This window comes from Paenibacillus sp. SRL342, assembly GCF_984798905.1.
Genome location: NZ_OZ481790.1, coordinates 1,474,904 through 1,487,910, shown reverse-complemented (window position 1 = coordinate 1,487,910; position 13,007 = coordinate 1,474,904). Strand labels below are relative to the sequence as shown.

The 13,007-nt window shown below is 46.2% G+C and carries 12 protein-coding genes; 1 reads left to right on the top strand and 11 read right to left on the bottom strand.

Annotation, left to right across the window (positions count from 1 at the left end):
• Positions 1 to 17: 17 nt before the first annotated feature.
• The 9 genes from pssE to AC4E8D_RS06570 all read right to left on the bottom strand — a co-directional run bounded on the left by pssE (position 18) and on the right by AC4E8D_RS06570 (position 6,909).
• On the bottom strand, positions 18 to 497 hold the full coding sequence (gene pssE / locus AC4E8D_RS06610) for a PssE/Cps14G family polysaccharide biosynthesis glycosyltransferase (RefSeq protein WP_221819116.1): 480 nt from the start codon (positions 495 to 497) through the stop codon (positions 18 to 20).
• A complete protein-coding gene (gene pssD, locus AC4E8D_RS06605) occupies positions 494 to 952 on the bottom strand; it encodes a PssD/Cps14F family polysaccharide biosynthesis glycosyltransferase (RefSeq protein ID WP_036668906.1) in 459 nt (152 codons plus the stop codon). The genes pssE and pssD overlap by 4 nt, the downstream gene beginning before the upstream one ends.
• Positions 949 to 2,325 carry an O-antigen ligase family protein gene (locus tag AC4E8D_RS06600; protein ID WP_339307245.1) on the bottom strand — a complete coding sequence of 459 codons (1,377 nt, stop codon included), beginning with the start codon at positions 2,323 to 2,325 and terminating at the stop codon, positions 949 to 951. Before AC4E8D_RS06600 ends, pssD begins: the two co-directional genes overlap by 4 nt.
• 34 nt (positions 2,326 to 2,359) lie before the next feature.
• Positions 2,360 to 3,058, bottom strand: a complete 699-nt coding sequence (locus AC4E8D_RS06595) for a sugar transferase (protein WP_036668903.1) — start codon at positions 3,056 to 3,058, stop codon at positions 2,360 to 2,362.
• On the bottom strand, positions 3,055 to 3,957 hold the full coding sequence (galU, locus tag AC4E8D_RS06590; RefSeq protein WP_036611572.1) for a UTP--glucose-1-phosphate uridylyltransferase GalU: 903 nt from the start codon (positions 3,955 to 3,957) through the stop codon (positions 3,055 to 3,057). The genes AC4E8D_RS06595 and galU overlap by 4 nt, the downstream gene beginning before the upstream one ends.
• Before the next feature lie 187 nt (positions 3,958 to 4,144).
• Positions 4,145 to 4,822 carry a CpsD/CapB family tyrosine-protein kinase gene (locus AC4E8D_RS06585; protein ID WP_339307243.1) on the bottom strand — a complete coding sequence of 226 codons (678 nt, stop codon included), beginning with the start codon at positions 4,820 to 4,822 and terminating at the stop codon, positions 4,145 to 4,147.
• Positions 4,803 to 5,558, bottom strand: a complete 756-nt coding sequence (locus AC4E8D_RS06580) for a YveK family protein (protein ID WP_152417061.1) — start codon at positions 5,556 to 5,558, stop codon at positions 4,803 to 4,805. Before AC4E8D_RS06580 ends, AC4E8D_RS06585 begins: the two co-directional genes overlap by 20 nt.
• Before the next feature lie 32 nt (positions 5,559 to 5,590).
• A complete protein-coding gene (locus AC4E8D_RS06575; protein WP_339307241.1) occupies positions 5,591 to 6,349 on the bottom strand; it encodes a tyrosine-protein phosphatase in 759 nt (252 codons plus the stop codon).
• A gap of 155 nt (positions 6,350 to 6,504) precedes the next feature.
• On the bottom strand, positions 6,505 to 6,909 hold the full coding sequence (locus tag AC4E8D_RS06570) for a hypothetical protein (RefSeq protein ID WP_127551237.1): 405 nt from the start codon (positions 6,907 to 6,909) through the stop codon (positions 6,505 to 6,507).
• Positions 6,910 to 7,286: 377 nt separating this feature from the next.
• On the opposite strand from AC4E8D_RS06570, the gene AC4E8D_RS06565 reads away from it, so the two are divergent.
• A complete protein-coding gene (locus tag AC4E8D_RS06565; protein ID WP_017690127.1) occupies positions 7,287 to 7,655 on the top strand; it encodes a helix-turn-helix domain-containing protein in 369 nt (122 codons plus the stop codon).
• Positions 7,656 to 7,751: 96 nt separating this feature from the next.
• On the opposite strand, the gene AC4E8D_RS06560 is transcribed toward AC4E8D_RS06565, so the two are convergent.
• Positions 7,752 to 7,907 (bottom strand): hypothetical protein, encoded by a 156-nt coding sequence (locus AC4E8D_RS06560; protein ID WP_490205983.1) that lies wholly within the window; start codon positions 7,905 to 7,907, stop codon positions 7,752 to 7,754.
• Between the two features lie 230 nt (positions 7,908 to 8,137).
• Positions 8,138 to 12,736: a glutamate synthase large subunit gene (gene gltB, locus AC4E8D_RS06555; protein WP_339182679.1), complete on the bottom strand. Its 4,599-nt coding sequence runs from the start codon at positions 12,734 to 12,736 to the stop codon at positions 8,138 to 8,140.
• Positions 12,737 to 13,007 lie beyond the last annotated feature (271 nt).

The following is a 13,007-nucleotide window of genomic DNA, read 5'->3' as shown; positions in this document are numbered from 1 at the left end:
GTTAATCTTCATACCTCTTACAGACTGTTCACGTAATTTTTAATGGATGAGATCAGATCAGACTGTTTTCTCACATAAGGCTGGAACGTCAGCTCCTCTATGCACGGAACCAGTTTTTGCAATTCATCCTGACTCTCCGCGACGGCCACATAGCCGTTATCCTGAAAAACCTTGGAGATTTCAAGCTGATGGTCATCCACATGCTCGCCCCATTCTTTCCGGCGTGGAATGACAATAACCGGCTTGCCACGTTCAAGACAATTTGTGATGGAACCCACACCCGCATGAGAAATAATGCATCTGCTGCGCTCCACATATTCATTCATCTCTTCCTGGGTAAGGAAAGGAATCACAGTGAAATTTCGGGGCTGAACCTCGGTATATCCGGATTGGGCAATAACCTCTTCTTCAATAATTCCTGCCTCAATCGCCTCATCAATAAGCTCAAACATCCGATTGAAGGGAAAACGCTGGGTTCCAACGATAGCAAATATCAAAATAAAGCCCCCCTGTATTTTGCATTGGGATAGCTATCCTGCAACGTTTCCCATTGGATGAAGAACTCATCCGAGATTTTGTACATCAATCTCCCGGTTGCGCTGGAGGAATAGATTTTGGCATAACTTTCGATATAAATCAGCTTGGCACCGAAGATTTTACCGATGAGGCAAAAAGGATAGGTAGCTCCTGCCCCTGTTGTAATGATCACCTTTGGACGCTCACGCAGATATAGAAAGAACGACTTGATAATATTAGCCACAAAGATTAGCAAGAACATCGCATTCTTCCGCTCTTGTTGCATTAAGAAGTATACTTTGCCCTGAGACGATTCTACTTTTCTGCTTTTATTTTTCTCGGTAATCAGGAAATAATCATGTTCTTCAACCGCAGGAATAATTTTGGTTAATTCATCAAAATGACCGCCTGTAGAACTGATCAAACAGACCTTCATGTTCTAATCTCCTTTGAAAAGGATACGTCCTTGGCTCGCTGTATCTGTATATCCACTTCTGCTTTAGCCCCTGACTTGGAATGAATTCCATTTCCCGTAGCATATAACGCGTTCAGGAAGATACAGAATGGAGCAATCAGATGAACCGTGGACAGGGTATTGTCAAAAAAGGAATAGGTCAGAAAACCGATAATCATACCGGCAAAATACAACCGGATCATGCCGCCCAATCGGAAGTACACAGCCCGAAACACCAGCAGCAGCGAAAGAAACAACAGGATGGCTCCAACTAAACCGCCATCGTAATAAAAACGAATGTATTCATTATGCGGAACAACGAATCCAGAAAAAATACTTCCATCATTCGCTACAAGTGTTGAGCCGAGCCCACGTCCAAATATCGGATACTCATTTGCTTTGCCAATAAAATAATTCCAGGCTACATCCCTTCCCGACAACCCTTTACTCTCTGACCTCATCTCATAATTGTCCCACTGCGCAATGACCATATAGGCCACTGCAACAACAAACAGAATGAGAGGAATAATCGCGCTGACTCTGCCTTTGATGAAGGCTTTCAGTTGATCAAAAAGGTAGACCAGAATAATCGGAATAAGCGCAATAAGCGGCCCCCTTGTTCCCGTCTGGACCAGAATGACCAGATGTGTCAAGGTAAGCATGTAATACAGAACAACCTGATGGCCTTGCTTGATCTGAATCAGACAGACGCAGATGGAGATAAAACACAACATGGCCAGATGCGCGGCGATGTTGGCACCCTGTAACCGGGTTACTCCCGACATCTCCAGGTTAGTAATGGACAATATGCCGGCGAGTTGCAGAATATAACCACCAGCAAGACTGAACAGCGGCAACCATGCGAGTACACGTATAATTCGTTGACTGATCTCTCTTGAGAAGTGGGGCATCAGCAACAAAAAAGGAACAATGACTCCCAGAAAAGCCTTGAATGGATCGAGCGGACTAACTTTACTTGGCAGATCCGATAGAAAATAACTCTCCACAAATAAAAAACCAATCGCCAGTGCAGGATAGATCAGATCTTTGCGAATACCAAAGCGTAAAAAAAGAGAGACGACAAAACCTAGAATCGCCAGCTTGTAGAAGGACAGCGAATCCAGTCCTGCCAGATGAATGCTAAATATTTTATCAATGGACAATGAAAAACTGACGATGAGAATCATAAAAATCCAGCTGGGCTGTTTAATATAAACGCCCAGCAGAATCACAGCTATAAGAGCAACAACCGAGACTAGTGGAAGATAGATTGCTGCGAAGACAATTACCAGCGAAAAAAGAATGATATTAAACGACTTCATATTTAATGCAGCAAGTATACCGGTCTTTTGCATATCTGCTATGCCACCTTAAAGCCAGAATCGTGTTTCAAAACGCATCCTTCGAACCTACCAGCACCTTGAACGTTCTGAAGATAATTTTGATATCCACCATCATGCTGCGCTCACGGGCATACGTCAGATCCAGCTCCACCATTTCCTCAAAACCAACACTATTTCGACCGCTGACTTGCCATAATCCCGTACATCCCGGAATCATCTGAAGACGTTGTCTGTCATAGGAAGTGTAGTTCTTCACTTCTCTGGGCAGAGCCGGTCTGGGTCCAACGAGACTCATCTCTCCTCTGAACACGTTCCACAACTGTGGCAACTCATCCAGACTGGTTTTCCGAATGAACTTGCCAATCCGGGTAATGCGGGGATCATTTTTCATTTTGAACATATTCCCGTTCACTTCATTCTGATCAATCAGCTGTTCGAGCAGATCTTCTGCATTCGCAACCATGGACCTGAATTTGTACATGTGGAACTCTTTTCCATTCTGTCCGACCCGTACCTGACGAAAAAAAACAGACCCCTGCGGGGCCTCGATTTTGATCAGTAATCCGATGACCGCAAACAAGGGGCACAAAATGATCAAACCTATGAAAGAACCCAGCAAATCGAGCATTCTTTTCATAAATAGATACACTTTATCCGCATTTTGTCCTGACATCGTTGATGCATTGTACCCCAGACTTGGGTCCATAACGATCTCCGCTTCCTTCGTTTGGGGAGATGGACTCATTCAAACTCCCCCCCGGCTACATGTTCTACCGACTCTTTTTCCAGAATCTGTTGCAGAGCTTGCAGCATTGGAATTCTAAGTTCCTGTTTTTGCAGAGCGAAGTCGATGGTTGTCAAAATGAATCCCAGTTTCTCGCCCACGTCATAACGTACTCCCTCGAAATCGTAAGCATACACTCCTTGTGTCTCATTTAAGCGCTGAATCGCATCTGTTAATTGAATCTCTCCCCCTTGACCAATCTCTTGTTGCTCCAGATGTTCGAAAATCTCTGGACTCAGTACGTATCTCCCCATAATCGCCAGGTTGGAAGGCGCTGTGCCTTGGGCAGGTTTCTCTACGAACCTGAGAACCTCTGTCAAACGGCCATCCGATTGAAGCGGGTCTACAATGCCGTATCTGTCTGTTTGTTCAGCAAGTACGGTTTGTACGCCAACAATGGAATGTTGAACCTGATCATATTGATCAATCAATTGTTTGGTGCATGGAACTTCCGATACGACGATGTCATCTCCGAGCAACACGGCAAAAGGTTCGTCACCGATAAAGTTACGTGCACACCAGACAGCATGACCAAGTCCTTTGGCCTCTTTTTGTCTTATGTAGTGGATATCCACGTTAGAGGATTTGCGAACCTCTTCAAGCAGGCCCAGCTTCCCTTTTTCCAGCAAGTTATGTTCCAATTCAAAAGCGTTGTCGAAATGATCTTCAATTGCCCGCTTCCCTTTACCGGTTACGATGATGATGTCTTCGATTCCAGAGGCAATGGCTTCCTCAACGATATACTGTATAGTTGGTTTGTCCACAATAGGGAGCATTTCTTTGGGCATCGCTTTTGTGGCTGGCAAAAATCGTGTACCTAGTCCAGCTGCAGGAATGATTGCTTTTCTCACTTTTTTCATAAATACCACCCTATCCTCTTTTTTTTTAGTTTGATAAAAGTTGAATCAGGGCATCTAACCCGTCCTCACGTCATACCTTCGACGATTAACGTCTAAGGTTCATTGAACCCACAGCATGACCGAGTGCCTACAGTGATAAAGGTGCAGTAGACATTACCTGTTTGCTTGGGAGCATTGGATGGAAGGTTTACTTCTCTCCGTAGCCCACCGGTACTGCAGCGTTTTTGATATTGTTCAGAATTGCGCCCAGGATCCGTGCATTCACATGTTCCAGAGCAGCCTTGGTCTTCTTCACCAGTTCCTTCTTGACCTTGCCCGAGTTCACGACCAGCAGCACACCATCACACAGCGAACTCACAATGAGTGCATCCGTTACCGCGAGCACCGGCGGTGTATCAAACATGATGACATCATATTGATCCTCTAACTTCTCAATCAGCCTTTTCATCCGGTTGGAACCGATCATCTCGGAAGGGTTCGGCGGAATTGGGCCAGAAGTGAATAATTGGAGATTGTCGATGTAGCTCTCTCTAAGCACTTCTTCCACACTGTACTGATTAGACAGCACACTACTAAGACCGATATGATTCGGTACGGAAAACACCTGGTGCAAGGAAGGATTACGCAGATCCGCATCGATCAGCAGAACTTTTTTGCCTTCCTGGGCATAGGTTACCGCCAGGTTGCTAATGGTTGTGGTCTTGCCTTCGCCGGATTCAGCGGAAGCCACCATGATTTTTTTGATATGACTGTCGATTGAGGAGAACTGGATGTTCGTCCGTAATTTACGGTATCCCTCCGAGATTTGAGATTTGGAGTTAAAATAGGTCACCAGACTGTTATTTTCATTGGTTAGCCGCGACATATTTGCCATCCCCCACTTTCTGTTGAGATACGTAATTTTTCGTGTTTTTCAGATCATCTTTTTTCATTTTGGATATCACTGTAAGCACAGGCAGGCCCAGCTCTTTTTCAAGTTCAGTTTCGGATTTGAATGTGTCATCCAGATAATCCAGCAGGAATACGAGTGCAATCGCGAGCACAAGACCTGCGAACAGACTGACAATGATGCTTAATGTGGTTTTCATATTGATTGGAGATGCGTTACTATCCACTTTTGCTTCACTGAGGATAGCCACATTATCGATTTTCATGATCAGGGGGATTTGAGATTGGAACACGTTGGAGATGGCATTGACCGTTTTTGCGGCTTTTTCGTAGGTAGTCCCTTGTACAGTTATGCTCATCACTTGGGATTCGCTGGCTGTAGAGACGGAGGTGCTATTCATGAGCTGAGCAGAGGTTAAGCCCAGGTCTGGATACGTGGTAGCGACTTTATCCATAATGGCGGAAGATTTAATAATTTCTCTGTAAGAGTTAATGAGTTTGATATTGGTTTGAATCATGCTGAAGTCCATCATCGCTTGGCCTTGAACGTTAGAGGTCTGGTTCACGATCAATTTGGAACTTGCCTCATAGATGGGCTGGGTGAAGAAAATGCTTTTGACCCCTGCACCCACACCGGCTATCAAAGCAATTGCAACAATCAACCACAGTTTCTTTTGTAAGAGTCGAAAATATCCTTTCAGTTCCACTTTCATTCCTCCTATACGTTGTGATCTATCTTATGTAACTACCAGATGGACAGTAGCCATTTGCGAGGTTTCCAGCGTTCTGTAACCAGACACGAATTCGATAGAATGTGCGACGTATTCTCTGCCAGCCTCTTAACGGCTTCAGCTCCAAATCGACGCTCGATGACCCGCTCTCCTTCACTTATGGCAAATGTCCTTGTGCACGTATCATGTGCATCTGATGAAATGAAATGAAACCCGTTTTCTTTGCAAAAATGAAAACACCACTGCCGAACTTTCCGTCCGAAAAGCCCAGTGAAAGATTGAGCTGTGAGCTGACATAGTCCGCCTTGACTCAAGTAATCAGCCAACAACTTTGGCTTCTTCAAAATGACACGATTGCGTTCCGGATGAGCAATAATAGGGGTAATTCCCGCTATTCGTAATTCATGCAGTATCCTGGGGAACTGTGAGGGAATATGACCAAAGGGAAGTTCCAACAACATGTAACGACTTCCGGCGAGTGTGCAGCACTTTCCTGCATATAAGTCTCCAATCAGGTTGTCATGCACCCTGATCTCCTGTCCGGGACGGATCTCCAGGCGAATGTTGCGATTGCGAAGTTCTGCGTGAAGCAGGTTCACGGCCTGATTGACCACCATCGGTTCATTGTTGTATTGCCCGTTCAGGTGATGCGGAGTAGCAATAATGGAGGTAATTCCTGAGGCTGCCGCCTTCTCAGCCATTGCAATGGACTGCTCCATTCGAACAGGACCATCATCTAGGCCAGATAATATGTGGCAGTGCATTTCAACCATATCCAAACTTCCTGAAATAGTATGAGCCCCCTCGCCCCTTTATTCATTGCGCAAATGCTTTTGGTGTTAAAGAACTAATGCATAACGCTATGAAATATAGTAAAATGGCGTTAAGTACATGTTTTGTTCAGAAAATGTTAAGAATCGACTTGGAATTATATGGTGAAATCAATGTAATGATAGGGTTCCTGCAGAGCCTTTTGTTCTGTTGCCTTTTCATACTGAAAACGGGAAACCGCGGGAAACTGAACTTCAGTAAGCATTGTGTTTAACTGTCCAGTTATATATAGTTTCTGTTCGTGCTGAATATGCAAGTTCGAATGATACATTGTGAGCTCACCGAAGGGCTGTTTCCATTGCAACCTTGCGTGAAGTCGTACACATACATGTTGATCTTCAACATCCAAACCAATGAGCATTTCTGATGATACCGGCAAGTTCAGGTCGCTCAGGAAGGTGATTGCTTGAGTGTCCATTCCAAGTAACAGAACAGGGCGTCTTTTGCGGTCTACCATTTTCCCATGAAACTCCTGAATGTACATATGGACATTTAATTTCATATCAGCCCATTCCTGAATTATTGAATACATGGTTTCATTCCTTTAGAATGGATTAGCCAACTGGACTGCCTCCACTTCCTTCTCACAGGTATATGGTCCAGGCAACAAGGAGATACTTAAAATATTCCAAATGATACATTTTGTAACTCCATACGTCCAATTTACGATACAATACGTATCATGTCAAGCGGTATTTGGACATGGTTCTTTTGATTTACGACAATTTGAGATGTCCTTAGACAGACCTATTTACAAATGGGAATGGGTTAAAGGAAACACATGCGGAGTTACTCTTTTGCAGGAAAGCTGCCCTGATCAAACACTTGGCTCAGGATTGTTTCAATATATATTTGATGTCGTTCAGGGGGAAATAGCTTATGAGCTACGGAAATCGCATTGCTGAATTACGGGAACAGCGGGGACTTACTCAAGAAGAACTTGCGAGCTCCATTCATATTACCAGAGCTGCTCTCTCCCACTACGAGAAGAACCGTCGCAAACCGGATTTCGAAGTGTTAACGAGACTTGCTGACATCTTTGAGGTGTCTATTGATTATCTTATAGGACGTACAAAGCAAAGCGATGTCGTGATGGATGAGGACGTACGCGAATTCGTTGATACCTTGGAGTTATCGGATAAGGAAGTGTTGGAACGCTTCGATCTGATGATTGATGGGAAGTCCTTAACAGAAGAAGAGGCACGTCGTTTTATTGCGTTTGTCCGAATGGAACGCAGCATGGACTAAACCCGAAAGAGGACCCAGTTCCCGAGAGATAACCTCTCTGGCTTCTGGGCTTTTTTTGTGTTTTAATTCCCTTCCATTCCCTGCTTGTCTATTGTGTCAAGGACACTTGTTGTTGACGGAGGATACGAAATGGTTCCAACGCTCCGGGTCGATTCCGCATTGCAGTAAAACCTTCATGATGTCCATCTGGGTTGCTTCGACTTGTTTACCTGTCGGCCTACGATCGTCCCTGTTTGGATGCTTCATATTCATTCCGCTAACCTCTCTTATCTTTATACTTTCCCTGCCCTCCAAAACTAGCCTTATTATACTTGAGAATGTTCCTCGATGTTGTCGTCTCATGGCGATAACGTTTTTTGATGGGGTTCTAATTTTGTCGAAAGCAAAATAGGAGCAATATGGTGCCGGAATGGCAACCATATTGCTCCTATTATTCTTAATACAACCTGTTCATGCACTTCCACCTTTGAACATGGAAGTTATTAACCTCCAGCACGTGCAAGTTCACGCATATTCGCTTCAAACGCTGCAAGCAGCGCCGCTTCTCCTGTCAGACCTGTTGCCTGAATCCGTTCGATCTGTTCTGTCATCCGCTTGAAGTCCTTCGGAATAACCCGAACGAACTGATTCAGCGCATCTTGCCAGTTATCCAGAACGCGCTGACCGACAGCACTTCCTGTATTGGCAACATGACGTTGAATCATGCCTCGCAGATCTGCACTTTCGGCCACATCTTCGATACGCTCCAAAAGAACCATTTCCAGATTACAACGTTTCAGGAATGTACCTTCCGGATCATACACATAGGCAATACCTCCGGACATCCCTGCTGCAAAGTTACGACCTGTATCGCCCAGTACAACGACACGTCCACCTGTCATATACTCACAACCATGGTCGCCTACACCTTCAACGACTACTTTGGCGCCCGAGTTACGTACAGCAAATCGCTCACCGGCAATACCACGGATGTACGCTTCACCGCTTGTTGCTCCGTAGAGAGCCGTGTTACCGATAATGATGTTATCTTCCGCCTCAAACGTTGCTTTCGGGGAAGGCATCACGATCAGTTTACCTCCGGACAGTCCTTTACCAACGTAGTCATTGGAATCCCCTTCAACGGTCAAGGTCATACCTTTAGGTACAAAGGCCCCAAAGCTTTGTCCGGCAGAGCCGACAAATTTGAATTTAACCGTATCTTCCGGCAATCCTGCGAGTCCATATTTGCGTGTGATCTCACTACCCAAAATGGTACCTACTGCACGGTTAACGTTTGTAATTGGAAGCACCGCTTCAACCGGTTGACCGGATTCAATAGCAGACTGTGCCAGTGGCAGCAATTGTTGCATATCCAGCGTTTCTTCCAATTGGTGATTCTGATGCTGTGTGCGGTAACGCGCAGAGCCTTCCGGCATTTCAGGCACGTGCAGCAATACAGACAGATCCACACCTTTTTTCTTCCAGTGATCTACGGCTTCTACCGTTTCGAGGCAATCTGTACGTCCGACCATCTCCTGAATCGTACGGAAACCAAGATCAGCCATGATCTCACGCACATCTTCAGCAACAAATCGCATGAAGTTAACCACATGAGCCGGATCACCCATATAATTTTTACGCAATTCCGGATTCTGTGTCGCTACACCAACCGGACAGGTATCCATTTGACAGACACGCATCATGATACAGCCAAGTGCAACGAGCGGTGCTGTAGAGAAACCATACTCTTCTGCTCCAAGCAAGGCTGCAATCGCCAAGTCACGACCGTTAAGCATTTTGCCGTCTGTTTCAAGGACAACACGGTCACGCAGATTGTTCAGCATCAACGTTTGATGTGTCTCTGCAAGACCTAGTTCCCAAGGCATACCTGCGTGGCGAATCGAACCTTGCGGTGATGCACCTGTACCACCGTCATAACCGCTGACAAGGATAATATCGGCACGGCCTTTGGCTACACCAGCTGCGATGGTACCCACGCCCACTTCCGATACCAGCTTCACGTTAATCTCAGCACGCGGATTGGCATTTTTCAAGTCATAGATCAACTCTGCCAGATCTTCGATCGAGTAGATATCGTGATGCGGTGGTGGCGAGATCAGACCTACACCCGGTGTTGAACCACGGACTTCAGCAACCCAAGGATACACTTTACGTCCTGGCAGCTGTCCGCCTTCACCTGGTTTAGCTCCCTGAGCCATTTTAATCTGAATCTCGTCGGCATTAACCAAGTAGTTGGATGTAACACCAAAACGTCCGGATGCTACCTGTTTAATCGCACTGCGGCGGGAATCCCCGTTGCTATCTTTAATGAAGCGAGCCGGATCTTCTCCACCTTCACCGGTATTGGATTTACCTCCAACACGGTTCATAGCAATGGCAAGATCTTCATGCGCCTCTTTACTGATCGAACCAAAGGACATTGCACCTGTTTTGAAACGACGCATGATGTCTTCTACGGATTCAACTTCTTCGAGTGGAATGGAAGCTCCCACCGGTTTCAGTTTCAGCATGGAGCGAATGGTCAACAGTTGATCATTCTCACCTTGCACAAGTTTGGAATATTTTTTATACAGCTTGTAATCCCCAGTGCGTACTGCATGTTGCAGGGTATGAATGGTTTGCGGATTGAACAGATGCTCTTCTCCGTCGTTACGCCATTGATAATCCCCACCGGAATCCAATACTTTATCGTTACCGTCTTTTTCCGTAAAGGCACGGTTATGATGTGTCAACGCTTCGGCTGCCACTTCTTCCAACCCAATTCCACCGATACGGGAAGGTGTCCAGGTAAAGTAACGGTCAACGAAGTCTGATTTCAGACCTACCGCTTCGAAGATTTGAGCTCCACGATACGATTGAATCGTAGAAATTCCCATTTTGGACAACACTTTAGTAACGCCTTTGGTAGCTGCTTTAATGTAGTTTTTCACTGCTTTCTCATGCGAGATGCCACGCAGCAACCCTTGCTGGATCATGTCATCCAGCGTTTCAAAGGCCAGATAAGGGTTCACCGCACTTACACCATAACCCAGCAGCAACGCGTAGTGGTGAATATCGCGCGGTTCTGCCGATTCGAGCATAATGCTGACTTTGGTTCTGGTTCCCTGGCGAATCAGATGGTGATGCAGACCTGCTACAGCAAGCAATGCAGGAATGGCAGCATTCTCTGCGTCCACACCGCGGTCAGACAGGATCAGAATGTTATGACCTTTGTCGATGACACGGTCTGCAGCTTCGAAGAGCAAATCCATCGCTTTGCGAAGTCCTTCTGCTCCTTCCGCAGCGGTGAAGAAGATTGGAATCGTCATGGAGCGGAACCCTGGGCGACGCACATGGCGAATCTTCGCAAAGTCTTCATTGGACAATACCGGTGTATCCAGACGTATCTGGCGACAACTCTCCGGTTCAGGGTTCAGCAAATTGCGCTCAGGACCAATCGTTGTTGCCGTAGATGTTACAATCTCTTCACGGATTGCATCGATTGGCGGGTTGGTTACCTGGGCGAACATCTGTTTAAAGTAGTTGTACAGACGCTGCGGACGATCCGACAGCACAGCCAGCGGTGCATCATAACCCATCGAACCCGTAGCTTCCATACCTGTTGTTGCCATGGGCTCCAGGATTTTACGCAGTTCTTCAAATGTATAACCATAAGCGAGCTGAAGCTGGGTCACGTTATCATGTTTTGGATCAGGAAGTTCCGGTGCTTCCGGCAACTCGCTCAGATCCATCAAATGCTCGTCAAGCCAATCCTGATACGGATTCTCGGCTGCAATGATTGCTTTTACTTCCTCATCCGCGATGATGCGGCCTTCTTGTGTATCCACAAGCAACATCCGACCTGGACGCAGACGATCTTTGTACAGGATCTCTTCCGGCGCGATATCAAGTACCCCAACTTCGGAGGACAGGATAATACGGTCATCTTTGGTTACATAATAACGAGCTGGACGTAATCCATTACGGTCGAGTGTTGCACCGATTTGCAAACCATCTGTGAAGGCCATTGCTGCTGGTCCATCCCAAGGCTCCATCATTGTGCTGTGATACTCATAAAATGCCTTTTTGGCAGGGTCCATTCCCTCATCCGTGCTCCAAGGTTCAGGAACCATCATCATGGCCACGTGTGGCAGAGAACGGCCGCTCAGATACAGGAACTCCAGTGTGTTATCAAACATGGCTGTATCCGAACCGTCCGGATTGATGACTGGTTTCACTTTGGCGATGTCGTTACCAAACAACTCGCTCTCAAACAAGGACTGTCTAGCATGCATCCAGTTCACGTTACCACGCATCGTGTTGATCTCACCGTTGTGGATCATGAAGCGATACGGGTGGGCACGTTCCCAGCTTGGGAAGGTGTTTGTACTGAAACGGGAATGCACAAGTCCAATGGCCGATTCCACGAGTTCTTCCTGCAGATCCAGATAGAACCCGCCAACTTGTTCAGTTGTCAGCATGCCTTTATATACAATTTTGCGACAAGACATGCTCGGAAGGTAGAACGAACCACCTTCTGCTTCATCTGCCGAATAACGAATAGCCAGCTCAGCACGTCTGCGAATAACATACAGCTTACGCTCGAATCCAAGCTCATCCTTCACATCTGCGGATCTTCCAATGAACACCTGACGTACATAAGGTTTCGCTGCAAGTGCAGAACGGCCAAGCATTTCATCAAAAGTAGGAACATCCCGGAAACCCAGGAACGTCTGACCTTCTTCTTCAATAATCTTCTTAAGGCTCTCTTCATGCGCACTGCGAATGGCAGGGTCTTGGGAGAGGAACAACATACCTACGCCATAGAATCCCTGTTCAGGCAATGCAAAACCAAGGCGTTTCGCTTCCTCCGCAAAAAAGCGATGTGGAATCTGAATCAGGATACCTGCTCCGTCACCGGAATTCGGCTCACTTCCCTGTCCTCCACGGTGCTCCATGTTACTGAGCATGGTCAGTGCCTGACTAACGATATCGTGTGAAGGTACTCCTTTGATGTTGGCAACAAAACCCATTCCGCATGCGTCTTTTTCGAACTGCGGGTCATACAGACCCTGTTTTGGAGGTAATCCGATGTGTCTCATGGAACGCAACCTTTCTATAATGAAGTATTTCGGAAAGATCAAGAACATAGGCAACAGGCAACAATGAAACGGGAGGAGCTGGCCTTTCGCTTGCGATAGAGCCTGCTAGATAGAAGAGGTGACAGCATGAGACTGTCAAAAATAATGCCTGCTATTGGGCAGAAGCCATTGTAATGAGATGAGCTGATCCGGACGATCCGGCAAACAGCCTGTATAAATCAACACGCAGCCGCTGGCACGGCTACTGAAATGGAGCGACGTTTTTTTGATA

Coding starts and splice junctions, on each gene's coding strand:
- pssD (WP_036668906.1), bottom strand. CDS start 952: ATGAAGGTCTGTTTGATCAGTTCTACAGGCGGTCATTTTGATGAATTA.
- AC4E8D_RS06600 (WP_339307245.1), bottom strand. CDS start 2,325: ATGCAAAAGACCGGTATACTTGCTGCATTAAATATGAAGTCGTTTAAT.
- AC4E8D_RS06595 (WP_036668903.1), bottom strand. CDS start 3,058: ATGAGTCCATCTCCCCAAACGAAGGAAGCGGAGATCGTTATGGACCCA.
- galU (WP_036611572.1), bottom strand. CDS start 3,957: ATGAAAAAAGTGAGAAAAGCAATCATTCCTGCAGCTGGACTAGGTACA.
- AC4E8D_RS06585 (WP_339307243.1), bottom strand. CDS start 4,822: ATGTCGCGGCTAACCAATGAAAATAACAGTCTGGTGACCTATTTTAAC.
- AC4E8D_RS06580 (WP_152417061.1), bottom strand. CDS start 5,558: ATGAAAGTGGAACTGAAAGGATATTTTCGACTCTTACAAAAGAAACTG.
- AC4E8D_RS06575 (WP_339307241.1), bottom strand. CDS start 6,349: ATGGTTGAAATGCACTGCCACATATTATCTGGCCTAGATGATGGTCCT.
- AC4E8D_RS06570 (WP_127551237.1), bottom strand. CDS start 6,909: ATGAAATTAAATGTCCATATGTACATTCAGGAGTTTCATGGGAAAATG.
- AC4E8D_RS06565 (WP_017690127.1), top strand. CDS start 7,287: ATGAGCTACGGAAATCGCATTGCTGAATTACGGGAACAGCGGGGACTT.
- AC4E8D_RS06560 (WP_490205983.1), bottom strand. CDS start 7,907: ATGAATATGAAGCATCCAAACAGGGACGATCGTAGGCCGACAGGTAAA.
- gltB (WP_339182679.1), bottom strand. CDS start 12,736: ATGAGACACATCGGATTACCTCCAAAACAGGGTCTGTATGACCCGCAG.